This is a genomic window from Micromonospora sp. NPDC049891, from assembly GCF_040660295.1.
In the GTDB taxonomy this organism is placed as follows: Bacteria; Actinomycetota; Actinomycetes; order Mycobacteriales; family Micromonosporaceae; genus Micromonospora.
The window spans coordinates 389,998-413,100 of the sequence record NZ_JBFAML010000002.1 but is presented as its reverse complement, the minus strand read 5'-3'; the positions used below and the strand labels follow the sequence as shown (position 1 = coordinate 413,100).

The 23,103-nt window shown below is 71.7% G+C and carries 24 protein-coding genes; 12 read left to right on the top strand and 12 right to left on the bottom strand.

The annotated features are described in order from the left end of the window. Nucleotides 1-43 precede the first annotated feature (43 nt). The gene (locus AB0I71_RS05170; protein WP_357581970.1) at nt 44-1,450 is read left to right on the top strand and encodes a lysine 2,3-aminomutase; all 1,407 of its coding nucleotides are present in this window, start codon (nt 44-46) and stop codon (nt 1,448-1,450) included. Nucleotides 1,451-1,552: 102 nt separating this feature from the next. Here AB0I71_RS05170 and AB0I71_RS05165 read toward each other — a convergent pair whose 3' ends face one another. Beyond that, nucleotides 1,553-1,747: a CsbD family protein gene (locus tag AB0I71_RS05165; RefSeq protein WP_357581969.1), complete on the bottom strand. Its 195-nt coding sequence runs from the start codon at nt 1,745-1,747 to the stop codon at nt 1,553-1,555. Between the two features lie 160 nt (nt 1,748-1,907). Then, nucleotides 1,908-3,584, bottom strand: coding sequence for an ATP-binding cassette domain-containing protein (locus AB0I71_RS05160; protein ID WP_357581968.1), 1,677 nt, complete (start codon nt 3,582-3,584; stop codon nt 1,908-1,910). Between the two features lie 340 nt (nt 3,585-3,924). Between AB0I71_RS05160 and AB0I71_RS05155 the strand changes: the two genes are divergently transcribed. Then, nucleotides 3,925-4,530 (top strand): histidine phosphatase family protein, encoded by a 606-nt coding sequence (locus AB0I71_RS05155; RefSeq protein WP_357581967.1) that lies wholly within the window; start codon nt 3,925-3,927, stop codon nt 4,528-4,530. Between the two features lie 52 nt (nt 4,531-4,582). Here AB0I71_RS05155 and AB0I71_RS05150 read toward each other — a convergent pair whose 3' ends face one another. The 3 genes from AB0I71_RS05150 to AB0I71_RS05140 all read right to left on the bottom strand — a co-directional run bounded on the left by AB0I71_RS05150 (nt 4,583) and on the right by AB0I71_RS05140 (nt 7,397). Next, entirely contained in the window at nt 4,583-5,056 is a 474-nt protein-coding gene (locus AB0I71_RS05150; RefSeq protein WP_357581966.1) for an Lrp/AsnC family transcriptional regulator, read from the bottom strand. Between the two features lie 86 nt (nt 5,057-5,142). Continuing rightward, entirely contained in the window at nt 5,143-6,285 is a 1,143-nt protein-coding gene (locus AB0I71_RS05145; RefSeq protein ID WP_357581965.1) for an acyl-CoA dehydrogenase family protein, read from the bottom strand. Further along, entirely contained in the window at nt 6,282-7,397 is a 1,116-nt protein-coding gene (locus AB0I71_RS05140; protein WP_357581964.1) for a Xaa-Pro peptidase family protein, read from the bottom strand. The genes AB0I71_RS05145 and AB0I71_RS05140 overlap by 4 nt, the downstream gene beginning before the upstream one ends. A gap of 92 nt (nt 7,398-7,489) precedes the next feature. On the opposite strand from AB0I71_RS05140, the gene AB0I71_RS05135 reads away from it, so the two are divergent. The 5 genes from AB0I71_RS05135 to AB0I71_RS05115 all read left to right on the top strand — a co-directional run bounded on the left by AB0I71_RS05135 (nt 7,490) and on the right by AB0I71_RS05115 (nt 10,601). Further along, nucleotides 7,490-8,092, top strand: coding sequence for a helix-turn-helix domain-containing protein (locus AB0I71_RS05135; protein ID WP_357581963.1), 603 nt, complete (start codon nt 7,490-7,492; stop codon nt 8,090-8,092). After that, on the top strand, nt 8,092-8,463 hold the full coding sequence (locus tag AB0I71_RS05130) for a hypothetical protein (protein WP_357581962.1): 372 nt from the start codon (nt 8,092-8,094) through the stop codon (nt 8,461-8,463). The genes AB0I71_RS05135 and AB0I71_RS05130 overlap by 1 nt, the downstream gene beginning before the upstream one ends. Then, nucleotides 8,460-9,398, top strand: a complete 939-nt coding sequence (locus AB0I71_RS05125) for an ATP-binding cassette domain-containing protein (protein WP_357581961.1) — start codon at nt 8,460-8,462, stop codon at nt 9,396-9,398. The genes AB0I71_RS05130 and AB0I71_RS05125 overlap by 4 nt, the downstream gene beginning before the upstream one ends. After that, nucleotides 9,395-10,192 carry an ABC transporter permease gene (locus tag AB0I71_RS05120; RefSeq protein ID WP_357581960.1) on the top strand — a complete coding sequence of 266 codons (798 nt, stop codon included), beginning with the start codon at nt 9,395-9,397 and terminating at the stop codon, nt 10,190-10,192. The genes AB0I71_RS05125 and AB0I71_RS05120 overlap by 4 nt, the downstream gene beginning before the upstream one ends. 181 nt (nt 10,193-10,373) lie before the next feature. Then, nucleotides 10,374-10,601 (top strand): hypothetical protein, encoded by a 228-nt coding sequence (locus AB0I71_RS05115; RefSeq protein ID WP_357581959.1) that lies wholly within the window; start codon nt 10,374-10,376, stop codon nt 10,599-10,601. Nucleotides 10,602-10,614: 13 nt separating this feature from the next. On the opposite strand, the gene AB0I71_RS05110 is transcribed toward AB0I71_RS05115, so the two are convergent. Further along, the gene (locus tag AB0I71_RS05110; RefSeq protein ID WP_357581958.1) at nt 10,615-10,995 is read right to left on the bottom strand and encodes a VOC family protein; all 381 of its coding nucleotides are present in this window, start codon (nt 10,993-10,995) and stop codon (nt 10,615-10,617) included. A gap of 108 nt (nt 10,996-11,103) precedes the next feature. Here AB0I71_RS05110 and AB0I71_RS05105 point away from each other — a divergent pair, with 108 nt between their 5' ends. Continuing rightward, nucleotides 11,104-12,012: a 5'-3' exonuclease gene (locus AB0I71_RS05105; RefSeq protein ID WP_357582017.1), complete on the top strand. Its 909-nt coding sequence runs from the start codon at nt 11,104-11,106 to the stop codon at nt 12,010-12,012. Nucleotides 12,013-12,030: 18 nt separating this feature from the next. Here the strand turns inward: AB0I71_RS05105 and AB0I71_RS05100 are convergent, their stop codons facing one another. The 5 genes from AB0I71_RS05100 to AB0I71_RS05080 form a co-directional block, all read right to left on the bottom strand. Then, a complete protein-coding gene (locus tag AB0I71_RS05100) occupies nt 12,031-13,527 on the bottom strand; it encodes a cell wall anchor protein (protein ID WP_357581957.1) in 1,497 nt (498 codons plus the stop codon). 159 nt (nt 13,528-13,686) lie between these two features. Next, nucleotides 13,687-14,364, bottom strand: coding sequence for a hypothetical protein (locus tag AB0I71_RS05095; RefSeq protein ID WP_357581956.1), 678 nt, complete (start codon nt 14,362-14,364; stop codon nt 13,687-13,689). A gap of 167 nt (nt 14,365-14,531) precedes the next feature. Further along, nucleotides 14,532-15,350, bottom strand: a complete 819-nt coding sequence (locus AB0I71_RS05090) for a sugar phosphate isomerase/epimerase family protein (RefSeq protein ID WP_357581955.1) — start codon at nt 15,348-15,350, stop codon at nt 14,532-14,534. Then, the gene (locus AB0I71_RS05085; protein WP_357581954.1) at nt 15,347-16,501 is read right to left on the bottom strand and encodes a DUF993 family protein; all 1,155 of its coding nucleotides are present in this window, start codon (nt 16,499-16,501) and stop codon (nt 15,347-15,349) included. The genes AB0I71_RS05090 and AB0I71_RS05085 overlap by 4 nt, the downstream gene beginning before the upstream one ends. A gap of 50 nt (nt 16,502-16,551) precedes the next feature. Continuing rightward, entirely contained in the window at nt 16,552-17,703 is a 1,152-nt protein-coding gene (locus AB0I71_RS05080) for a Gfo/Idh/MocA family oxidoreductase (RefSeq protein ID WP_357581953.1), read from the bottom strand. Nucleotides 17,704-17,891: 188 nt separating this feature from the next. Between AB0I71_RS05080 and AB0I71_RS05075 the strand changes: the two genes are divergently transcribed. The 4 genes from AB0I71_RS05075 to AB0I71_RS05060 all read left to right on the top strand — a co-directional run bounded on the left by AB0I71_RS05075 (nt 17,892) and on the right by AB0I71_RS05060 (nt 22,316). Further along, nucleotides 17,892-18,734, top strand: coding sequence for a class I SAM-dependent methyltransferase (locus tag AB0I71_RS05075; RefSeq protein WP_357581952.1), 843 nt, complete (start codon nt 17,892-17,894; stop codon nt 18,732-18,734). A gap of 95 nt (nt 18,735-18,829) precedes the next feature. Then, a complete protein-coding gene (locus AB0I71_RS05070; RefSeq protein WP_357581951.1) occupies nt 18,830-19,846 on the top strand; it encodes a LacI family DNA-binding transcriptional regulator in 1,017 nt (338 codons plus the stop codon). A 55-nt stretch (nt 19,847-19,901) separates the two neighbouring features. Beyond that, on the top strand, nt 19,902-21,428 hold the full coding sequence (locus AB0I71_RS05065) for an alpha-N-arabinofuranosidase (RefSeq protein ID WP_357581950.1): 1,527 nt from the start codon (nt 19,902-19,904) through the stop codon (nt 21,426-21,428). Nucleotides 21,429-21,461: 33 nt separating this feature from the next. Further along, nucleotides 21,462-22,316: a phosphotransferase gene (locus AB0I71_RS05060; RefSeq protein ID WP_357581949.1), complete on the top strand. Its 855-nt coding sequence runs from the start codon at nt 21,462-21,464 to the stop codon at nt 22,314-22,316. Nucleotides 22,317-22,407: 91 nt separating this feature from the next. On the opposite strand, the gene AB0I71_RS05055 is transcribed toward AB0I71_RS05060, so the two are convergent. Beyond that, nucleotides 22,408-23,055 carry a DUF4241 domain-containing protein gene (locus tag AB0I71_RS05055; RefSeq protein ID WP_357581948.1) on the bottom strand — a complete coding sequence of 216 codons (648 nt, stop codon included), beginning with the start codon at nt 23,053-23,055 and terminating at the stop codon, nt 22,408-22,410. Nucleotides 23,056-23,103: the final 48 nt, after the last annotated feature.

Below are 23,103 nucleotides of genomic sequence, written 5' to 3'. Positions count from 1 at the left end.
GCCTTCGGGTCGCTGATCAACCAGCAAGACCAGAGGAGGGGCCGTGACCCAGACCCGACCGCCGGTGCAGACCATCCCGGCACCACCGCCGGCCCCCACCACCACCCGCACCGGCCAGCCCTACGAATACCGCCGCAACCCACTCGTCGAACCTGACTGGACCCGCTTCCCCGGCTGGCGCACGGTCACCCGCGACCAGTGGGAGAGCGCCCAGTGGCAACGCGTCAACTGCGTCAAGAACATCAAGCAACTGCGCACCGTGCTCGGTGACACCGTCGACGACACCTTCTACGCCGACCTCGAAGCCGACCAGCGCGCCCTGGCCACCATGTCCATGCTGGTGACCCCACAGATGATCAACACCATGGCGCCGTACGCCGCACCGACCACCGAGGCGCTGCTCGCCGACCCGATCCGGCGCTACATGATCCCGGTCGCCTCCGACCGCCGCACCGACTGGCCGTCACACCCCTACGCCACCCGTGACTCCCTGCACGAACACGACATGTGGGTCGCCGAGGGCCTCACCCACCGCTACCCCACCAAGGTGCTCGCCGAACTGCTCTCCACCTGCCCGCAGTACTGCGGGCACTGCACCCGCATGGACCTGGTCGGCAACTCCACCCCCACGGTGGACAAGCTCAAGCTCACCCTCAAGCCCGTCGACCGCTACGACGCCCACATCGGCTACCTCAGGGCCCACCCCGGGGTCCGCGACGTCGTCGTCTCCGGCGGCGACGTGGCCAACGTGCCCTGGCGCAACCTTGAGTCCTACCTGATGCGCCTGCTGGAGATCGAAACCATCCGCGACATCCGGCTCGCCACCAAGGCCCTCATGGGCCTACCCCAGCACTGGCTGCAACCCGACGTCGTCGAGGGCCTGGAACGGGTCGCCCGCACCGCCGCCCGCCGCGGCGTCAACCTCGCCATCCACACCCACGTCAACCACGCCCAGTCGCTCACCCCGCTGGTCGCCAGGGCCGCCCAGACCGCCCTCGACATCGGCGTCCGCGACGTACGCAACCAGGGCGTGCTGATGCGCGGGGTCAACGCCACAAGCACCGACCTGCTCGACCTCTGCTTCGCGCTACAGGGCGAAGCCGGCATCCTGCCCTACTACTTCTACATGTGCGACATGATCCCCAACGCCGAGCACTGGCGGGTCCCGGTCTGGCACGCCCAGCAGCTCCAGCACGACATCATGGGCTACCTGCCCGGGTACGCCACCCCACGGATCGTCTGCGACGTGCCGTTCGTCGGGAAGCGCTGGGTGCACATGGTCACCGAGTACGACCGCGAGCGCGGCATCTCCTACTGGACGAAGAACTACCGCACCTCCATCGAGTCCGCCGACCTGGAGGCGCTCAGCAAGCGCTACGCCTACTACGACCCGATCGACACCCTCCCGGAAGCCGGTCAGCAGTGGTGGCGCGCCCACCGCGACGACTGACCCAGGATCAGCTCCGGCCGGGCGGCATCTTCCCCGGGCCGTGCCACACACCGCGACGCGGGCCGCCGGATCGATCCGGCGGCCCGCTTCCGTGCTGGGCGGTCACTTCGTGAAGGCGTCCTTCGCGTTGCGCCCGGCCTCCTTGACGTTCTCACCAGCCTGACGGGCGCGGGCATCGCTCTGCTGGTTGGCGCCCTCGGCCCGCATGCGCTCGTTGTCGGTCATGTCGCCGATGCGCTCCCTGGCGGCGCCGCTCAGTTCCTCGACCTTGTTCTTCGCCTTGTCGGTGAAGCTCATGTCGCCTCCCCTGCCTTTTCGGCGGTAGAGCGGAGCTGATCGCTCCGCTCTCTGTGGTGTCCCCTCGTGTGGTGGCCTGAAACGGCTGCTCAGTCGGTGGTGGTGCGCACATCCGCTACGGCATCCTAGGACACTAGGGGTATGGCTGGAGTGCTGTCGATCATGGAAGGGCCACGTCACCTCCGGCGAGGAACAGGGTCGGCCAGGCCGCCAGGTCGACAAGCAGTTGCCGGTCGTGGGTGGCCACGACGACCGCGGCCCGGGTCTCCAGCAGGGCGGCCGTCAGGTCATCCACCAGGGACATCGACAGGTGATTAGTGGGCTCGTCGAGGATCAACAGATCGGGCCGTTCGGCGAGCCGCAACGCGAGGTCCAGCCGCCGCTGCTGCCCCTGGGACATCCGCCCCACCGGGGTACGCAGCGCCTCCCGGTCGAGCAGGTGGGTCGCGGTCAGGGGCAGCCGGGCCCCGGAATCGAGATCTCCCCCGGAGCTGAGTCGGCTGACGTGCTGCTCGTAGAGGTCGCGGGCGAGCACGTCCGGTGGCCAGCCCGGAACCTCCTGCCCCAGATACGCGACCCGGGCCCGCCCGACATGCCGGACACCGCCGGTCGTCGGTTCGAGGTCCCCTGCCAGGACCCGGAGCACCGTCGACTTACCCGACCCGTTGGGTCCGGTCACCAGCAGCCGGTCGCCGCCGTCGACAGTCACGGTGACCGGCTGGCGCAGACGGCCGGCGACGGTGACGTCGTGGCAGCGCAGCACAGGCGTCCCGGCCCGGATGTCAAGGTCGGGCCAGCGTAGCCGCAGCGGCGGCTCGGGCACCGTCAGCTGATGGGCGTCGAGTTCCTCCTGTCGGCGGCGGAACGCCTGCACCACACCGGGGGCGCGGGACTGCCGCTGGTGTTTGCCGTGCCCCTTCTCCGGACGCCAGCCGGTGCTGAGCCGCTGCCGCGCCTCGCTCACCGCGTCGGCCAACCGCCGGTGCTCGGCCTGCTGGGCCTCGTAGTCGTGGACCCAGCGCTCACGCTCCCGGCGGCGGCCCTCCTGCCAGCCCGGGTAGCCGCCCCCGAAGGTCCGTGGGCGGCCGTCCGGACTCGGGTCGAGGTCCAGGAAGTCCACCGCCACATCACCCAGCAGGGCACGGTCGTGGCTCACCAGCACCACCCCACCGGGATGCTGACGCAGCCGTGCGGTGAGAAACGCCAGACCATCGGCGTCGAGATGATTTGTCGGCTCGTCCAGCATCAGCAGGTCGTGGCGGGCCCCCAACAGGCAGGCCAGCCGAACCCGGTAGCGCTGGCCTACCGACAACGTCGCCAACGGGCGGCTCCGGTCGGAGCAGGCGTCGAGCCCGGCCAACGCCACGTCGACGCGCCGTTCCGCGTCCCAGGCGTCCAGGCGGGTCGCCGCGTCGAGCGCGGCGGCGTACGCGTCGTCCGCACCGGGCCGTCCCTCGGCCAGCGCCGTCGCCGCGTCGTCGAGCGCCCGCACCGCACGGTGGGACTCCCCCAGGGCGGCCAGGACGAGGGTGCCCACCGTCTCGCCGTGCCGCGCCGGTAGCTCCTGCCGGGCCAACCCGACCGTACCGACCCGCTCAACCGTGCCCCGGTCTGGTGTGAGCACACCGGCGAGCACGTGCAACAGGGTCGTCTTACCTCGCCCGTTCTCGCCGACGACGGCCAGCCGGGATCGGGCCGAGACGGTCACGCTGACCTCGGCGAGTACGACCCGGCCGCCCAGCACCACCCGGACGCCGTCGGCCCGTACGTGCGCTCGGTCGCCGACCGGCAGGCCACCAGCCGGCTCCTGCGTGGTTGTCAGTTCGCGATTGTTCATTCTGCGCTCTTCGGCTCGTCGTGGAGCCGGGCAGCAGCGACACGCCGCCCGGCGGGATCACCAGGACGGCGGAACAGAGCTGGATCAGAGAAAGCCGGTAAACCCTGCCGCCGTCAGCGGCGGGTCCACAGCTTCTTCGAGGCGGTGCCGGAGTGCATGACCCGCACGGTACCTGACCGGTCGGGCCAGCCGCCATCGAGCACGGCGCGGCCCGCCCGGGTTCCCGTCGCCGCCCGGCACCGGGCGCACCAGCCTGGTTGACTGAGGGCATGGGCCAGCGAATCCTCAGGACCGACGCGGTACGGTCGCCGCGCGGTGGGCAGCGACGGGGCGCGACGGCATGAGCGAGATCCTGCTCGTCCGGCACGGCGAGACCACGTGGAGCGCCAGCCGCCGACACACCTCGTACACCGATCTGGCGCTCACCCCCGACGGCGAGCGGCAGGCCCGCGCGCTCGGCCCGGCTCTCGCCGGACGACGGTTCGTCGCGGTGCTGACCAGCCCTCGGATCCGGGCGCTGCGCACCGCGCAGCTGGCCGGCCTGACCGTCACCGGGACCGACGACGACCTCGCCGAATGGCGCTACGGCGACTACGAGGGCCGCACCACCGCGGAAATCCAGGACGAACATCCCGGGTGGAGCGTCTGGACCGACGGCTGTCCGGGCGGCGAGTCACCGAGCGAGGTCGGCGAGCGCCTCGACCGGCTGCTCGCCAAGCTGCATCCCCTGCTCGACCGAGGTCCCGTAGCGCTTGTCGGACACGCGCACGCGTTGCGCGTGCTGGGCGCCCGGTGGGTCGGGCTGCCCCCGTCGGCGGGCGGGCTGCTCCGCCTGGACACCGCCACCCTGAGCCTGCTCGGTCACGAACACGGCCGGCGGGTGATCCTCCGCTGGAACCAGCCGCCGCCGGCACCGCAAGACCAGCCCACGACGGCCCGCCACTGACCGTCCCGGTGCCGGCCCTGGACCGCCCGCGAGGCGGTGGCGGCCATGTCGGTCAGCGGGTCGGCTGCTGGCCCGTCGGGTCCTGCCCCACCTTGGGCGGCCGGTGCTCGTACGGGGTGGACAGCACTACTGTCGTGCGGGTGGTGACGTTCGCCGCCGTTCTGATCTCCTGGAGCACCCGCTCCAGGTCGACCGGACCGGCCACCCGAACCAGCAGCAGGTAGAAGTCCTCCCCCGCCACCGAGTAGCACGAGTCGATCTCCGGCAGGTGAGCCAGCCGCTCCGGCGCGTCGTCCGGCTGCGACGGATCGAACGGCCGGATCGCCACGAACGCCGTCAGGGGCAGGTCCAGTGCCTCGAAGGAGACCCGCGCGGCGTAGCCCTTGATCACCCCGCGCTGCTCCAACCGACGCACCCGCTGATGCACCGCCGAGACCGACAGGCCGACCTTCTCCGCCAGATCCGTGTACGACAGCCGGCCGTCCGCGGTCAGCGCCACCACGATGGCGCGGTCGATCTCCTCCACGGCGTGCAACCTACCGGGTACGACCGGTCGACGCGACTGACAAACCGTCCCGCCGTCGCGTTCGGCGGGCCGACGATCGCGTCCGGTCAGCCCTTGGCCAGGGCCCGGGAGATCACCAGCCGCTGGATCTGGTTGGTGCCCTCCACGATCTGGAGCACCTTCGCCTCCCGAAGGTACCGCTCGACCGGATGATCGGCGACGTACCCTGCGCCGCCGAGGACCTGCACCGCGTCGATCGTCACCCGCATCGCCACGTCGGTGGCGAACAACTTCGCCTTGGCCGCCTCGATCGAGTACGGCCGCCCGGCGTCGCGTAGCCGGGCGGCCGCCAGGGTCAGCGCCCGGGCGGCGGCGATCTGGGTGGCCAGGTCGGCCAGGGTGAATCCGAGCCCCTGGAAGTCGATGATCGACCGGCCGAACTGCTCGCGTTGCCGCGCGTAGTCCACCGCGTAGTCCAGCGCCGCCTGAGCCAGCCCGACCGCGCAGGCCGCGATGCCCAACCGGCCGGAGTCCAGCGCCGACATGGCGATGGTGAAGCCGGCCCCCGCACCGCCGATCAGCCGGTCGGCCGGCACCCGGGCCTCGTCGAAGACGACCTGTGCCACCGGGGAGGACCGCAACCCCATGGTGCGCTCGGCGGCCTGCGGGTGGATACCGGGCGTGGCGCTGTCGGCGAGCAGGCAGGAGATGCCCTTCGGGCCGGGCTCGCCGGTGCGGCAGAAGATGTTGTAGAAGTCGGCCACCTGCGCGTGGGTGATCCACGCCTTGGTGCCGGTGACGACGTAGTCGTCCCCGTCGCGCACCGCCCTGGTGGTGAGCGCCGCGGCGTCCGAACCACCCTGCGGCTCCGACAGGCAGTACGCCCCGAGCAGCTCGCCGCCGATCATGTCGGGCAGCAGCTTGCGCTGTTCCTCGGAGCCGAAGGTAGCGACCGGGTGGCAGGACAGGGTGTGCACACTCACCGCCTCGGCGACCGCGAGCCAGCGGCCGGCGAGGATCTCCAGCACCTGGAGGTAGACCTCGTACGGCTGGCCCGCGCCGCCGTACTCCTCCGGGTACGGCAGGCCGAGCAGGCCCGCCCGGCCCAGCGTGCGCAGCACCTCCCGGGGGAACTCGGCCCGCTGTTCGTACTCGGTGACTTTCGGCGCGAGTTCCCGGTCGGCCAGTTCGGTGGCCAACTCCAGCAGGTCGTGAGCCTCGTCGGTGGGCAGGATCCGGTCGACAGTCATAGCGCGATGAGCTCCGTGGGGGTGGTGTTGAGCCGTCGTACGCCGTCCGTCGTGCAGACGACGATGTCCTCGATCCGGGCGCCGTGCCGCCCGGCCAGGTAGATGCCCGGTTCGACGGAGAAGGTCATCCCCTCCGCCAGCGGCCGGTCGTTGCCGGCCACCACGTACGGCTCCTCGTGGCCGTCCAGACCGATGCCGTGGCCGGTGCGGTGCAGGAAGGCGTCGCCGTAGCCGGCCGCGGTGATCGGCGCGCGGGCGGCGGCGTCGACGGCAGCGGCGCTCACCCCGGGGCGGACCGCCGCCACGGCGGCGCGCTGCGCCTCGTGCAGCACCGCGTAGTAGTCGAGGAAGTCCGCAGGTGCTGTGCCAGCAGCCAGGTAGGTGCGGGTGCAGTCGGAGCGGTAACCCGAGGGCATGGTGCCGCCGATGTCCACCACGACCGGTTCACCCGCGCCGATCGGCCGGTCGGAGGTGCCGTGGTGCGGGCTGGCGCCGTTCGGGCCGGCGGCCACGATGACGAAGTCGACAGTGACATGGCCGGCCGCCCTGATCGCGGTGGCGACGTCGGTGGCCACCTCCGCCTCGGTCCGCCCCGGCCGTAGCCACTCCCCCATCCGGGCGTGTACCGCGTCGATCGCCGCGCCGGCCTCGGCCAGGGCCTCGATTTCCGCTGCCGACTTGTGGATGCGCAACTCCCGCAGGACCGCCGAGGCGAGCCGCTGCCGGGTGTCGGGCAGCACCGCACGCAGCGCCAGCACCTGTTCGGCCCACATCCGGTCGGCCAGCCCCACCGCACCGACCGGCCCGCCCAGGGCGGCGGTCACCAGTGGGTACGGGTCGGTGCCGTCGGCGTGGTCGACGATGCGTACCCCGGTGGCCGGTGCGGGCGACGCCTCGGCCGCCGGTCGTTCCAGGGTCGGCACGACAAGTGTCGGGTCGCCCTCGGCCGGCAGCACCAGCAGGGTCAGCCGCTCACCGGCGTGCGCGTCGTAGCCGGTCAGGTACCGCAGGTCGGAGCCGGGGCTCAGCAGCAGCGCGTCCAGCCCGGCGGCGGCGACGGCACGCTGCGCGGCGGCCAGTCGCTCCGACGGATACAGCTCATCGAACCCCACTCAGCAAGCTTAACGGTCGTTTGGGCCACCCGGGGCGACAGGTGTCCGACCCGGCCTTCCATTATCGTTATCGATAGTGATAACGTGCACGGGTGACAGAGTCGAGGGAGCGCTGGGCCGAGCTGGCGCTGCATCCGGTCCGGATCCGGATCCTGCGGGCCGTCGCGGGAGCCGAGCTGACCACCCGTGACCTGGTCGACCTGCTGCCGGACATTCCGCAGGCCACGCTGTACCGACATCTCGCGGCACTGGTCAGGGCCGGGCTGCTGGAGGTGGTGACGGAACGCAAGGTCCGCGGCGCGACCGAGCGCGTGTACGCGCTACCCGGGCACGGCGCGACGCTGGACCCTTCGGCCCTGGCCACGGCGACCGCCGACGAGCACGCGCGTTACTTCACCGCGTTCATGTCCAGCCTGCTGTCGGAGTTCTCCAGGTACCTGGCCCGGGAGCGGATCGACTTCGTCGCCGACGGCGTGGGATACCACCAGCTCGTCCTGCACCTCACCGACGCCGAGCTGAGCGAGTTCGCCGCCGGGTTCAACGCGCTCGTCGGCCCGCTGCTCGCCCACCAGCCGGGCCACGGGCGAACCCCACGGCTGCTGGCCACCGTCCTGATGCCGGCCGACCAGCCGACACCCACCGACAGCACGCCGGAGTCCACCGAGGACACCGGACCGACGAAAGGACACGACTGATGGCATCCGTCATGCTTTCCGGCGACGTGATCGACATCCGGTTCACCGGATGGGAGCGGCTCTGGACCGGACGGGACCGGCTGGCGGTGGCCGTCGGCGCGGTGCGGCAGGTCGCCCGGGTGGACAACCCGCTACGCCTGGCCCGTGGTGCCCGGAGCGGGTACGTGGTGTCCGGTTTTGTCAAGATCGGCGTGTGGGGTCTGTTCGGCGGCACCCGACAACTGGTGGCCGCCCGCCGCGGTGAGCCCGGGCTGCACCTGGTGTTGGACCGGGCCGGCACCGGCGGCCAGTTCGACGAGGTCGTGCTCTCCGGCCCGGACGTCCCCGGCCTCGCCGAAGCGATCAGCCGGGCGATGGCGGCCCGCGCATGAGCATCGACGGGCTGACAATCGAGGTCTCGCAGCTGACCAAACGGTACGGCGAGATCACCGCCGTCCGCGATCTCAGTTTCACTGTGGAACCGGGTGTGATCACCGGATTCCTCGGCCCGAACGGCGCCGGCAAGACCACCACGATGCGGATGCTCACCGGTCTGGTGTCACCCACCCGCGGCACCGCCACGATCGGCGGGAGGCCGTACCGGCGGCTGGCCCGGCCGTCGGCCACCGTCGGGGCGATGTTCGACGCCAACGCGTTCCACCCCGGCCACACCGCCCGCGACCACCTGCGGGTCTACGCCGCGATGGGTGGCCATCCCGACAGCCGGGTCACCGAGCTGCTGCACCAGCTCGGCCTCGCCGCGGCCGCCGACCGCCGTACCCGCGGGTTCTCCACCGGCATGCGGCAACGACTCAACCTCGCCACCGCGCTGCTCGGCGACCCGGGCGTCGTGCTGCTCGACGAACCCGGCAACGGCCTGGACCCTGAGGGCATGTCCTGGCTGCGTGGCCTGCTGCGCGGTCTCGCCGACAAGGGTCGCACCGTCCTGATCTCCAGTCACGTGCTCAGTGAGGTTCAGCAACTCGTCGACGACGTGGTGGTGATCCGGCGCGGCGAACTCGTCGCCGCCGGACCGTGGTCCCGGCTCGCCGGCCCGCCAACCGTGCTTGTCACCTCACCCGACGCCGACACCCTCGCCGTGACCCTGGCGACCAGTCCCGTCGAGGCGGGCACCCCACCTCGCGTCGACATCGTCCGGCCCGGTCAGCTGCGGGTGCACGGTCTGAACGCGGCGGGCGTCGCCGACCTCGCGGCCGCGCACCGGCTACGCGTACACGAACTGGTCACCGAAAACACGAGTCTCGAACAGCTCTTCCTTGACCTGACCACCGACCCGCTCACCACCTCCAGGGCAGGCACACCATGACCAACCTGATCCGAGCCGAGTTCCGCCGCCTGCTGGCCACCCGGATGTGGGGCGGTCTCCTGGTCGCCGCAGCCGTGATCGGTGGCGGCATGATCGGCGTCATGGCACTTGTCGGCCCGGAGAACTTCGAGCCGCCGCTGCCCGGTCTGGACACCGACACCGGCGTCCGCTCGCTCCTCGGCATTCTCGGCTACACGGCGCTCGTCCCGGCCGTCGCCGGCACCGTCGCGGTCACCGCCGAGTACCGCCACCGCACCGCCGCCGTCACGTTCCTGTTCGCACCGCGCCGATGGCAGGTACTGGCGGCCAAACTCGCCACCTACGCGGTCGTCGGCCTCGTCTACGGTCTCGTCCTCGCCGGCACCGCCGCCGTGGCCCTGTTCTCCGTCGCCGCCGCCCGGGGCGTCAGCCTCGGTATGCCCGCCCCCACCGTGCTGGCGCTGCTCGGCCGCATCGGTGTGGCGATGATGGTGTATCTGCTCATCGGGGTGGGCATGGGCGCCCTCATCCGCAACCAGGTAGCCGCCCTCTGCGTCGTGATCGGCTACCTGTACCTGGGCGAAACGCTGCTCATGATGATTCCTGGCGTCAACCTGCTCTACCCGATCCTGCCGGGCGGCGCGACCGCGGCCCTGACCGACTTCACCTACGTCGCCGACGCCATGTCCGAACAGCTCGGCAGCACGACCATCCACCTCCTGCCCCCTGCTGTCGGCGCCCTCGTGCTCACCATGTACGCGGTGACCGCCGCCGCCATCGGCGTCATCGTCCCGATGCGCCGCGACATCACCTGACAGCCGACCAGCCAGCTACCCGAGCGCCGTTCGCACGGCGGGCGGACGGTGCCGAGCTGCCGCGCCAGACCGGTCAGGAATCGAGAAGCAGCCGGCACCGCACCTCACTAGCTTGACCAGCGAGGTCATACCCGGCCGGGCGGGCGCCCGGCCGGTGTCGCTACTCGGCTGGGAGGTTCCGATGAGGTGGAACAACTGGATCCGGCAGATCCATCGGTGGCTGGCGATCGCGTTCACGGTGACGGTCATCGTCACCTTCGTCGCGCTCGCGCAGGAGGAACCGATCGTGTGGATCTCCTACGTACCGCTGCTGCCGCTGGCCCTGCTGCTCTTCACCGGCCTGTACCTGTTCGTGCTGCCGTACGTCGTCAAGCGACGCGGCGGTCGAGGTACCGCCGGTGCGAGCTGACGGCAGGAACGGGTCAGTCCGTCAGCCAGAGACAGAACGGGTGGCCGTCCGGGTCCAGGCAGACCCGGACGTCCTCCTGGGGCTGGAAAGCGGCGAGCGTCGCGCCGCAGGCCAGCGCGTGCTCCAACGCGGCCGGCAGGTCCTGCACCCCGATCTCCAGGTGCATCATCATCTGCTGCTGACCGGCCTGTGCCGGCCAACTCGGACGCACGTACGCCCGCTCCCGCTGAAAGGCGAGCCCGACCCCGCCGTCGGGGGTACGCAGGATCACGTCGTCGGCCTCCTCGACCGCGATGTCCCACCCGAGCAGACGCGCGTAGAAGCGGGCCAGAGCCGCCGGGTCGGGCGTGTCGAGGTTGACGGTGGTCAGCGCCAGCCGGGTCGGTACGGTCATCGGCTCCTCCTTCGTCGCACCAATCGGAACGCACCGGCGAGATGCCGTGCGCGGTGAACGTCGGTGCGGTGTGCCAGGCTGTCGGGCGTGACAGCGCAGACCCCGATCATGCTCATCGACGCGCCCAGTCTCTACTTCCGGGCGTACTTCGGCATTCCCGAATCCGCCGCGAAGACCGCCGACGGTCAGCCGGTGAACGCGGTGCGTGGGTTCCTCGACATGCTCGCCCACCTGGTACGCACCCGGCGGCCGGGCCGGATGGTGTGCGCGATGGACCACGACTGGCGGCCGGACTGGCGGGTCGCGCTGCTGCCGTCGTACAAGGCGCACCGGGTGGCCCCCGAGGGTGGCGAGGTGGTGCCGGACACCCTCTCCCCCCAGGTGCCGATGATTCTGGACGTGCTCGACGCGTTGGGCGTGACAGTCGTCGGCGCGACCGGCTACGAGGCCGACGACGTGCTGGGCACCCTCTCGGTCACCCAGCCCGGTCCGGTCGAGGTGGTCTCCGGCGACCGGGACCTGTTCCAGCTGATCGATGACGCCCGGGGCGTGCGACTGCTCTACGTCGGGCGGGGGGTGGCCAAGCTGGAGGACTGCGACGACGCCGCCGTGCGGGCCCGCTACGGCGTGCCGGCCGACCGGTACGCCGAGTTCGCCGCGCTGCGCGGCGACCCGTCCGACGGGCTGCCCGGGGTGGCCGGCGTCGGTGAGAAGACCGCCGCCCGGCTGGTCGACAGGTACGGCGACATCGCCGGCATCCTCGCCGCCCTGGACGACCCGGCCGCCGGCTTCGCACCCGGGCTGCGCGCCAAGCTCAACGCGGCACGGGACTACCTGGCGGTGGCGCCGACAGTGGTCCGGGTCGCCCTGGACGTGCCGCTGCCACCGCTGTCCACCGAGCTGCCGGTGGCGCCGGCCGACCCGGAACGACTGCTCGACCTGGCCGAGCGGTGGAACCTCGCCGGTTCCACCCGTCGCCTGGTCGACGCGCTCGCCACCCGGACCGCGACCGGCTGACCCGCTTTCCGGGCCAGCTCAGACGATGAACCGGATCCGGCCACGGCGGGCCAGCAGGTAGCCGAGGGCACCGGCGACGATCAGCACGAGACCGAATCCGGCGATCAGGCCGGTCGAGGCACCGGTGATCGGCAGCGAACCGCCGCCTCCGCCACCGCCGGAGATCTCCAGCTGGATCTTCGCGGTGTCGTTGGCGGGGTTCAGGTCCTTGACCGGACCGTCGCCGTTGAAGGTGTGCAACCGGACCGTGCCGCCCTTGCCGCCGGCCCGGTCGATCCGCACGTCGAACTCGAAACTCAGCCGCTCACCACGGCTGATCGTGCCGCGCGCGAGACACACGTAGACCCGTGCGCCCGGCTTGCCGGGCCGCCACTCGTCCTCATCCTGGTCGACACAGGACTGCGGCGCGGTGACCGCTGTGACGTTGGCCGGCAGGGTCACGATGGCCTCGACGTTGAGACCCTGCTGGCCGTTGGGCCCGGCGCTGGCCGGGCCGTTGTTGAGGTAGCCGACCCGCATCGCGACCGTCTCGCCGACCGCCCCGGTGACGGTGGTCCCCTCGGCGGCCACGTCGCCACGCTGGTCGCCGTCGACGGTGAGCGTGATCCGGGTTTCGTTGTCGTGCGGGTTGGTGTCGGTCTGCCCGAGCGCGCGGGCCTGGGTGTCGTCGAGCGGCACCAGCGTCAGCGCCTCGTCGTCGCCCTTCGGGCCGAGCGGCCCGGTCGAGCCCAACCCGGGACGGAACGCCGCCCAGTCGGCAGGGGTGAACCAGACCGCGTTGCTGAGGTGCAGGTTCGGCGCCCAACTGTCGGCCGGGACGGTTCCGCCGAACGTCGGGTCCACCCGCAGCGACTCACCGGGCTCCAGCGAATTGTCGAACGTGCAGGCGAAGCTGCTGTCGTCGAGGTCGAGATCGCTGTACTCGCAGTTCGCGTACCGCTTCGACGGGGTGAACCCGTAGGAGCCGGAGAGGTACAGCACCAACCCGCGCGCGGTCTTCGGGCCCCGGTTCAGCACCGTCAGCGGTACCTCGACCCGGCCACCCAGACTGCTGTCCAGAGCCAGCTTCGGCTCGGCGGCGAGGTCGACCCCTTCACCGACGGTGACGGTGGACCGGTAGGTCCCGGTGCTCCCGTCGGGCGTGGTGACGGTGAACACCAGTTCCCCCTGCTGGCCCGGCTGCGCGTCCGCCGCCGCCCGGACGGCCAGGCTGAACAGCTCCGAACCCCAGTCACTGTCGATCGTCACCGCGCAGTTGAGGACCGCGCCCGACGCCGTACAGACGTCCGGGTCGTCGCCCTGGTCGACGTCGGCGAAGGCCAGGACAGCGCTGCGGTCCACCCGCACGGTGTAGGTGCCGACCTGCGGGTCACCCAGCAGGCTGACCGAGACCCACTTCTGCGGACCGTCGGCGGCGACGATGACGTTGTTGACGCGTGCCACGGCCGTCGCGGCCGGTTCGGCGGCGGCCGGCACACCGAGGGCCACCGTGCCGAGCACACCGACGACGGCCACGCCGGCAAACCACCGACGAACAACATGAGTCTGCATGGCGGGTCCCTCAGGAAGTGGTGATACCACGACGGGAGCTGAGCCGGGTAAGACTCTCATGGATGCCGCGGTCACCGGAAGCAGGTGTACCGCGGGTCGGCCTGACGGACCGGCCACCCGGCCCTACCGAACGGTCCCCTCCCGGCGCGACCCGTCGGTCTCGGACAGCACCAACGGCGCCTCCAGGACCAGGAAGCAGACCAGCAGCTTGAGGTAGAACAGCAGCGGGAACCAGGCGTAGGCTGGGGCGAGCGGCAGGAAGGTGAGATTGACCAGGACGGCGACGAGATAGAGCGCCATCGCGATCAGACGTTTGACGTCGACCGGGGCAGACTCGACCACGATCGCCGCGACCAGCAACAGAGCCGCGTTGGCCAGCAGCCAGGCCGGGTCGGCACCGGCCGCCGGGAGCAGGGTCACCACCACCGGGTACGCCAGGTGCGCCGCCACGAAGCCCAACCGCCGAGCCCGCTGGCCGGGCCGGTGATACCAGCGCTTCGCCGCGTTCGTCGCGTTTGTGAGCACGCCACCGACGAGGTCCACGGCGATCACCGCCGTCACGACGATCTCGACGACAGACCAGTGCTGGCCCCGCGCCTGGCGCAGGACGTACCCGGCCAGCAGCGACAGCACCAGCAGGTGCGCTCCGGCCTCGGCGAGGTTCTCCCGCCGGCTGCGCCCGGGCCCGAAGAACCGATCGACAGCCCCGGCCAGGCCCGGTCGCGGCGGCGGTACACGCCAGTCGACGCGCACCCCCGGCGGCGCGTCACCGGCCTGGTCCCCGCCGGACCCCTGTTGCACCCGTGACCCACCTCCCGACCTGCCCCGCGCCCACTTCGGACCCGGCCACGCCGGATCGTCGATGTTCCCGTCTGCCCAGCACGTTAGCTGTCCGAGTACTCGTCGGAACCGGCGGGCGGTCCGGCATCAGCGCCGGCACCGGGAGACAGCGGCGTTGGCACCGCGGGTCAGGTGACCTGGCGGAGGTAGCCGTCGATGGCGGCGGCCAGGATCTGCTCGCCGGGACGTGCCCACACCTCGGCGTTGAAGACCTCCACCTCGATCGGGCCGGCGTAGCCCGCCGCGTCCACCGCCTCGCGCAGCCGGCGCAGCTCGATGCAGCCGTCGCCGGGCAGCGCCCGGCCGAGCAGCACCCCCTCCGGCAGCGGGGTGACCCAGTCGCAGACCTGGAAGGCGGCGATCCACTCCCCCGCGCGGGCGATCTGGTCGTAGACGGTGTCGTCCCACCACACGTGGTAAGCGTCCACCACCACGCCGACCACGCCCGGGTCGAACCGCTCGGCGATGTCCAGCGCCTGACCGAGGGTGGCGATGACGCACCTGTCGGCGGCGAACATCGGGTGCAGCGGTTCGATGGCCAGGGTCACCCCGGCGGCGTCGGCGTGCGGGGCGAGTTCGGCGATCGCGTCGGCCACCCGGGCGCGGGCACCGTCGATGTCCTTGCTGCCCGGCGGCAGGCCACCGGAGACCAGGACCAGCACCGGGGCGCCGAGCGTGGCCGCCTCGTCGATGGCGCGCAGGTTCTGCTCCCGCCAGTCGTCGGCGGTGAAGAACCCGCCCCGGCACAGGCTGGTGACCGCCAGTCCGGCGTCGCGGACCAGCTTCGCGGCGCGGCCGAGACCGTACTCGGCGACCGGTTCCCGCCACAGGCCGATGCCCGGTACCCCGGCGGCGGCGCAGCCGGCGACCACGTCGGGCAGCGGCCAGTGCTGGGCGGTGGCCTGGTTGAACGAGAACCGGCGCAGGGCCGTCCGGTCCCCGGTCACTGGGTCACCCCGGCCACAGTGAAGAAGGCCCGGGCCCGAGCGGCGGCCAGCTCGGCGTCGGGCAGCAGGCCGGCGGCGTCGGCGAGGGTGAGCAGGGTGCCCAGGTGCTCCGGTGAGCGGCCGGACTGCAACCCCCCGACCATCGTGAAGTGCTCCTGGTGACCAGCCAGCCAGGCGAGGAAGACGATGCCGGTCTTGTAGTACCAGGTGGGTGCGGCGAACAGGTGCCGGGCCAGCGGCACGGTCGGGGCGAAGATCTCGTCGTACGCCTCGAGGTCGCCCCGGTCCAGGGCGGCGAACGCGGCCGACGCGGCGGGCGCGATGGCGGCGAACACCCCGAGCAGCGCGTCGGAGTGGCCGGCCTCGTCGCCCCGGATCAGTTCCGGGTAGTGGAAGTCGTCGCCGGTGTAGAGGCGTACGCCCGCCGGCAGCCGGCGGCGCAGCGCCACCTCGCGTCCGGCGTCGAGCAGCGACACCTTGATGCCGTCCACCCGGGACGCGTGGGTCTTGAGCAGCTCGACGACGGTGTCGGCGGCCAGGTCCAGGTCGGCGGTACCCCAGTAACCGGTGAGCGCCGGGTCGAACATCGGACCGAGCCAGTGCAGCACCACCGGCCGGTCGGCGGCGTGCAGCAGCTCGTCGTACACCCGCAGGTAGTCCTCGGGGCCACGGGCGGCGGCGGCCAGGTGCCGGCTGCACATCAGCACCGGCACCGCCCCGGCGGCCTGGACGTCGTCGAGTTGCTCGCGGTAGGCGGCGGTGACCTCGGTGAGCGTCGCCGGGCCGGGTGGCAGCTGGTCGGTGGCTGCCCCGGCGACGATCCGCCCACCGGCGGCCCGGGCCTCCGCCGCGCTCCGACGGATCAGCTCCCGGGTGGTCGGGTAGTCCAGGCCCATCCCGCGCTGCGCGGTGTCCATCGCCTCGGCCACCCCCAGGCCGTAGGACCAGAGGTGCCGGCGGAAGGCTAGGGTGCGGTCCCAGTCCAGGACAGCCGGGGTACCCGGGGTGTTGTCCGCGGCCGGGTCGGCCACCACGTGCGCGGCGGCGTACGCGACGCGGCTGGTCGGCGGCGCGTCCGGGCGGGGATGCCCGGTGCCGCCGGAGAGCCGCAGGCGACGGCCGCCGGGCAGGGTGACCTCGGTGCCGCTCACGCCGCGAGGCGCCGCGCTACCGAGTCTGCTGGTTCGCTCGCTTCGCTCGCTCACAGGGCCAGCTCCGGTACCTCGACGCGGCGACCCTCCCGGGCCGACAGCAGGCCCAGCTCGGCGAGCTGCACGCCACGCGCGCCGGCCAGGAAGTCCCACGGGAACGGCTCACCGGTGGCGACGTGCCGCAGAAACGCCTCCCACTGCACCTTGAAGCCGTTGTCGAAGTCCTCGTTGTCCGGCACCTCCGTCCACTGCGAACGGAAGTCCTCGGTGGCCGGCAGATCCGGGTTCCAGACCGGCTTGGGGGTGACCGCCCGGTGTTGCACCCGGCAGCGGCGCAGCCCGGCGACCGCGCTGCCCTCGGTGCCGTCGACCTGGAACTCGACAAGCTCGTCCCGGTACACCCGGACACACCAGGACGAGTTGAGTTGGGCGATGACGCCTCCCTCCAGCTCGAAGATGCCGTAGGCGGCGTCGTCGGCGGTGGCTTCGTAGGGCCGGCCGGCCTCGTCGACCCGACGTGGAATGTGCGTGGCGATGGTGGCGGTGACGGCGCGTACCTCGCCGAACAGTTCCGCGAGCACGTAGTGCCAGTGCGGGAACATGTCCACCACGATGCCGCCGCCGTCGGCGCTCCGGTAGTTCCACGACGGGCGCTGCGCGGGCTGCCAGTCGCCTTCGAAGACCCAGTAGCCGAACTCGCCGCGTACCGACAGCACCTGGCCGAAGAAGCCGCCGTCGAGCAGCCGCTTGAGCTTGCGCAGCCCTGGCAGGAAGAGCTTGTCCTGCACCACACCGGTGCGTACGCCGGCGGCCCGGGCGGCGCGCGCCAGGTCCAGGGCGGCGGCGGTGTCCTCGGCCAGGGGCTTCTCGGTGTAGATGTGCTTGCCCGCCTCGATGGCCCGCCGGATGGCCTTCTCCCGCTGCTGGGTCACCTGCGCGTCGAAGTAGATCTGGACGTCGTCGCGGGCCAGCGCGGCGGTCAGGTCGGTGGTCCAGTCGTCCAGGCCGTGTCGTTCGGCGATCTCGCGCAGCTTGGCCTCACTGCGGCCGACGAGGACGAGATGCGGCCAGACGGTGGTGCCGTCGGCCAGCGGCACGCCACCGGCGGAACGGATGGCCAGCAGGGAGCGCACCAGATGCTGCCGGTATCCCATCCGGCCGGTCACGCCGTTCACGATGATGCCGATCGACCTGCGGGTCATGGGGGTCCTTCCGTCGTACGCGCCCGAACCGGGCAGGTAAGCGCTTTCCTGCAAGACTAGGCGGTGCCCTGACGGCCAGGCAAGGGCTTACCTGACGGCGGAACTTCCGGCCGTCAGCGCCGTGGCCGCGCTCTGGAACGCGAACAAACCACTGGCCACCGCGCTGTCGCGACGAGGACCATCACTGGATGGACCACCTCTCCGGCGAGATCGTCGCCTACTACACCGACCGGTACCGCGAGGACCTGCGACTCACGGCACGGCCACAGGCCCGGCTGGAGCGGACCCGGACGTTGGAACTGCTCCGGGAGTCGCTGCCCGAACCGCCCGCCCGGATCCTGGACGTCGGCGGTGGCACCGGCGAGTACGCCCGCGCCCTCGTCACCCTCGGCTATCGGGTACGACTGCTCGACCTGGTGCCCGCGCACGTCGCCCAGGCCCGCGCTGGCCGACCCGCGGTCGACGCGGACGTCGCCGACGCCCGGTCACTTCCCGAGGACGACGACGGCTACGACGCGACCCTGCTGCTGGGGCCGCTCTACCACCTGCCGCACCGCGCCGACCGGTGCCGGGCACTGGCGGAGGCGCGGCGGGTCACCCGGCCCGGCGGTCGCGTCCTCGCCGCCGCGATCTCGCGATTCGCCGGGCCGCTCGACTTCGCTGCCACCGGGCGGCTCGACGACCGGATGGTCGAGGAGGCCAAGGTGCTGCTCACCGACGGTCGCAACGACCCACGCGTCGGTTTCACCCACGCCTACTTCCACCGGGTCGAGGAACTCGTCGACGAATTCCGTACCGCCGGCCTTGTCGACCCGGCCGTCGACGGCATCGAGGGACCGGCCTGGATCGCCGCCGAGGCCGCAGCGGACGGGTCGATGGCGGAGACCGTGTTCACCGCCGCGCTGCGGCTCGCCCGCGTCTACCGAGCGGAACCCGCCCTCGTCGCGGCGAGCGCCCATCTCCTCGCCCGGGGCACCGTCCCCGACCATGCGTCGGACATCGGGCGCGGTGAACCCGACCTGCTGCCTTGACCTGCGTTTACCGCGGAACGGAAAAGGACCCTCACTGCGGTACGGTGTCGCTGGTCGCCACGGCAGCGGCCGGCGCGACGCGTGAGGGGGCGGGTGTGGCGACGCTGTCCGATGTGGCCCGGCGGGCCGGGGTCTCACCCGCCACGGCCTCCCGCGTGATCAACGGCAGCAGCAAGCCGGTCACCGAGGAGTTGCGCGAACGGGTGCTGCGGGCCGTCGCCGAGTTGCAGTACGTGCCCAACGCGCACGCTCAACTGCTGGCCCGCTCGCACCGCGGCGCCGTCGGGGTGATCGTGCACGACGTCTCCGACCCGTACTTCTCGGAGATCACCCGGGGCCTGCAACGGGTCGCCACCGACCAGGGCCGCCTGCTGATGATCTGCAACAGCTACCGCGACCCGGAGCGGGAACTGGAGTACGTGGAGCTGCTGCGCGGCCAGCAGGTCGCCGCCATCATCCTGGCCGGCTCCGGCTACCACGACGCCGACTTCACCCGGCTGCTCAACGGCAAGCTCACCGCGTACGAGGCCACCGGGGGGCGAGTGGCGGTGATCGGCCGCCACGAGCACTCCGGTGACGCGGTGATGCCGGACAACCGGGGCGGCGCCGAACTTCTCGGGCGGGAGCTGTGCCACCTCGGCCACGAACGCATCGGCGTGGTGGCCGGCCCCCGGGTGCTGACCACCACGACCGACCGGCTCACCGGGCTCCGCGCGGCGCTCGCCGAGCACGGGCGGGATCTGCCGGAACACCGCATCCGGTACGCCGACTTCGACCGCGACGGCGGTGCCGAGGCCACCGCCGCCCTGCTCGACGCGGAGCCCGGGCTGACCGCGATAGCGGCGCTCAACGACTCGATGGCCATCGGCGCGCTGGCGCTGCTGCGCGCCCGCGCGGTGCCGGTGCCACAGCAGGTGAGCGTCTTCGGCTTCGACGACATGCCGATGGCCCGCGACGTCACCCCGGCGCTGACCACGGTCCGGCTGCCCCTTGTCGAGATGGGCGCCCGGGCGATGGCCCTGGCCCTCGACCCGGGAGCCGCCCACCCCCGGGTGGAGTCGCTCGCCGCCGAACTGATCCGCCGGGACAGCTCCGGACCCGCCCCGAGGTGAGGCTCGTCTACCGTCACCGAAAACGTTATCGTGGGTGATCATCGTAAGGAGCCTCATGCCCCGCGCGCATCTCACCATCAACCCCGCCTTCACCATCGGGCCGGTCCGTCGACGACTCTTCGGCGGCTTCGTCGAGCACCTCGGCCGGCACATCTACGACGGCATCCATGAGCCCGGACATCCCAGTGCCGGACCGGACGGTTTCCGGCGGGACGTGATCGAGCTGGTCAAGGAGCTCGGGGTCAGCACGGTCCGGTACCCGGGCGGCAACTTCGTCTCCGGCTACAACTGGGAGGACGGCGTCGGCCCGGTGGCCGAGCGTCCGCACCGGCTCGATCTCGCCTGGCACTCCACCGAGACCAACCAGGTCGGCCTGCACGAGTTTCAACACTGGCTCGACCTGGTGGGCAGTGAGCTGATGCTGGCCGTCAACCTCGGCACCCGAGGCCCGAAGGAGGCCGTCGAGCTGCTGGAGTACACGAACCTGCCGGCCGGTACCGCCCGCGCCGAGCAGCGGGCCGCCAACGGCCGCAAGGAGCCGTTCGGGATCGCCATGTGGTGCCTCGGCAACGAGATGGACGGACCCTGGCAGCTCGGCCACCGCGACGCCACGGACTACGGCAAGCTCGCGGCGATGACCGCGAAGGCGATGCGACAGGTGGACCGGGACCTGGAGCTGGTCGCCTGCGGATCGTCCGGCCGCGGCATGCCGACCTTCGGTGAGTGGGAACGCGTCGTGCTGACGCACGCGTACGACGACGTCGACTACATCTCCTGCCACGCCTACTACCAGGAGCACGACGGCGATCTCGCGAGCTTCCTCGCCTCCGGGGTCGACATGGACGCCTACATCGAATCGGTGGTCGCGACCGTCGACCACGTACGCACCGTCAAACGGTCGGCCAAGCGGATCGATCTCGCGTTCGACGAGTGGAACATCTGGTACATGAGCCGGTGGCAGGAGCAGGCCCGGACGTTCAGCATCGACGAGTGGCCGGTGGCGCCCCGCCTGCTCGAGGACCGGTACACCGTGGCGGACGCCGTGGTCCTCGGCGGCCTGCTGATCTCCCTGCTCAACCATGCCGACCGGGTCACCTCGGCGAACCTCGCGCAGCTCGTCAACGTGATCGCACCGATCATGACCGAGCCGGGCGGTCCGGCCTGGCGGCAGACCACGTTCTTCCCGTTCTCGGTGACCTCGAAGGCCGCCCAGGGTGACGCCCTGCGGGTGCTTGTCGACGCCGACGCGACGACCACGTCAACCTTCGGCTCGGTCCCGGTGGTGGCCGCGGCCGCCACCTGCGAAGGGTCCGCGATGTCGGTGTTCCTGCAGAATCGGCACCTCACCGAGGCCACGACGGTGACGATCGACCTCCGCGCGTTCCAGCCCACCGGTGCGGTCTCGGCGCGGGGAATCTGGGACACCGACGTACGCGCGGCCAACGACCTGCGCGACCCGCAACGGGTGGGGCTGCGAACCAACGACACCGCGCGGCTCGCCGACGGCCTGCTCACCGTCGAGCTGCCGCCCGTGTCGTGGACCGCACTCACAGTCGGGCGCGCCGATCCCGGCGAGGTCTGACCGTTCCGGCGGCCGACTCGTATCCTTTCCGCCGTGACCTCGGCGCTCGGAAACCTCACGCGCCAGCAGCGGACGCTGCTGGCGCGGTGGCTTCGGGGGTCAACCGTCGAGGCCGACCACAGCTGGGGTCTGGTGGCCACCACCGTCCTGGAGGTGACCTGCGCCGGTTCTCGATTCATCGTCAAGGCCGGCGGCGCCGAGGACCACGGCATCCGGCGCGAACTGGACGCCCATGCCAACTGGTTGCGTCCCTGGACCGACCGGGGTCGGGCGCCGACCCTGGTGCACGGCGACGCGGAAGCGAAGCTCCTCGTCACCCGTTACCTGCCCGGCGAGCTGGTGCTCGGCAGCGTGCACGCCGCGGACCGGCGAATCTTCCAGCAGGCCGGTGAGCTGCTGGCGCTGTTGCACGCCCAGATCGTGGTCACCGACGACGACTACGAGAGACGCGAGAACGAGAAGTCGCTGGCCTGGCTGTGCCGACCACACCGGATCGCCGCGCACCTCGTACGGCGGCTGCGGGCCGACATCACGAACTGGCCGACGCCGTCGGCGTCCCTCGTCCCCACCCACGGGGACTGGCAGCCGCGAAACTGGCTCGTCCACGACGGCGTGGTGGGCGTCATCGACTTCGGTCGCGCCGCGATGCGCCCCGCGTACACGGACCTGGGCCGGCTGGCCGCCCAGGACTTCCGCCGCGATCCGGAGCTTGAGGCGGCCTTCCTCGACGGATACGGGCCCGATCCGCGCGAGCCGGACGCGTGGCACCGCACCCGGGTACGCGAGGCGATCGGCACCGCGGTGTGGGCCTACCGCGTGGGCGACCAGGCGTTCGAGGCCCAGGGCCATCGCATGATCGCCGAGGCGCTCGCCCGCGTCCGGGACTGACGACCGGAGGTGTGGCCGTGGTCGTACCTGGCGAGCCGGACCCGTGCGGTTCTGGTCACGGCCGCCGCGAGTCGACCGACAGGGTCCGTGATCATTCGGGCTGTTCGGGCGGCACGACGCGGAAGTCGGTGACGAAGCTGGCGACGCGCCCGTCCGCGGTGCGGCCCACGTATGTGGCGTACACGCCGTCACCCCATCCGGAGCCGACGACATGCACGTTGGCCCCGGTCGGCTCGTCCACCACTGTGGTGATGACGGCGTCGACCGGGTCGTCCGGAATCCGCGCCGGGATGAAGACCTCCTCGACCCGCTCGTAGTCCCATCCGCGCAGTGCCTCGACGGCGACCTGGTCGGCAAGCGTGCCGGTACCCGCGTCGACCGGGTACCCGAAGAAGTCCTCCTCGCCGAGCGTGGCCGGGTCCTGGCCCGGCAGCAGCGCCATCGCCCACGTCGCGACCGGCTCGTCGGCCACCACCAACTGCAGTGCGGCGATCCTTCGCTGCCACTGGCCGTCGTCGGTGTACAGCACCGCCACCCACGCCGTCAGCGGGTACCGACCCGGGGCCACCGTATCGACGAACGGCGTGGCGTGCGGCACCAGCGGATCGCATCCCACCACCCGGCCGGACGGCAGCACCACCGCTCCGAGTTCGTGCGCTTCGACACGGTAGCTGATCCCGTCGCGCTCGACGCGATGCCCCACGGTCAACACCACATCAAGATCCGGCACGTACGGCATGACGCGCAGCGTATCCGGGAGGACGCCGCCTCCGGCCGGTGGTCCCAC

Excerpts from the sequence above, each read along its gene's own strand:
- AB0I71_RS05165 (WP_357581969.1), bottom strand. The coding sequence starts at position 1,747 with ATGAGCTTCACCGACAAGGCGAAGAACAAGGTCGAGGAACTGAGCGGC.
- AB0I71_RS05160 (WP_357581968.1), bottom strand. The coding sequence starts at position 3,584 with ATGAACAATCGCGAACTGACAACCACGCAGGAGCCGGCTGGTGGCCTG.
- AB0I71_RS05155 (WP_357581967.1), top strand. The coding sequence starts at position 3,925 with ATGAGCGAGATCCTGCTCGTCCGGCACGGCGAGACCACGTGGAGCGCC.
- AB0I71_RS05145 (WP_357581965.1), bottom strand. The coding sequence starts at position 6,285 with ATGACTGTCGACCGGATCCTGCCCACCGACGAGGCTCACGACCTGCTG.
- AB0I71_RS05130 (WP_357581962.1), top strand. The coding sequence starts at position 8,092 with ATGGCATCCGTCATGCTTTCCGGCGACGTGATCGACATCCGGTTCACC.
- AB0I71_RS05125 (WP_357581961.1), top strand. The coding sequence starts at position 8,460 with ATGAGCATCGACGGGCTGACAATCGAGGTCTCGCAGCTGACCAAACGG.
- AB0I71_RS05120 (WP_357581960.1), top strand. The coding sequence starts at position 9,395 with ATGACCAACCTGATCCGAGCCGAGTTCCGCCGCCTGCTGGCCACCCGG.
- AB0I71_RS05115 (WP_357581959.1), top strand. The coding sequence starts at position 10,374 with ATGAGGTGGAACAACTGGATCCGGCAGATCCATCGGTGGCTGGCGATC.
- AB0I71_RS05110 (WP_357581958.1), bottom strand. The coding sequence starts at position 10,995 with ATGACCGTACCGACCCGGCTGGCGCTGACCACCGTCAACCTCGACACG.
- AB0I71_RS05105 (WP_357582017.1), top strand. The coding sequence starts at position 11,104 with ATGCTCATCGACGCGCCCAGTCTCTACTTCCGGGCGTACTTCGGCATT.
- AB0I71_RS05080 (WP_357581953.1), bottom strand. The coding sequence starts at position 17,703 with ATGACCCGCAGGTCGATCGGCATCATCGTGAACGGCGTGACCGGCCGG.
- AB0I71_RS05075 (WP_357581952.1), top strand. The coding sequence starts at position 17,892 with ATGGACCACCTCTCCGGCGAGATCGTCGCCTACTACACCGACCGGTAC.
- AB0I71_RS05065 (WP_357581950.1), top strand. The coding sequence starts at position 19,902 with ATGCCCCGCGCGCATCTCACCATCAACCCCGCCTTCACCATCGGGCCG.
- AB0I71_RS05055 (WP_357581948.1), bottom strand. The coding sequence starts at position 23,055 with ATGCCGTACGTGCCGGATCTTGATGTGGTGTTGACCGTGGGGCATCGC.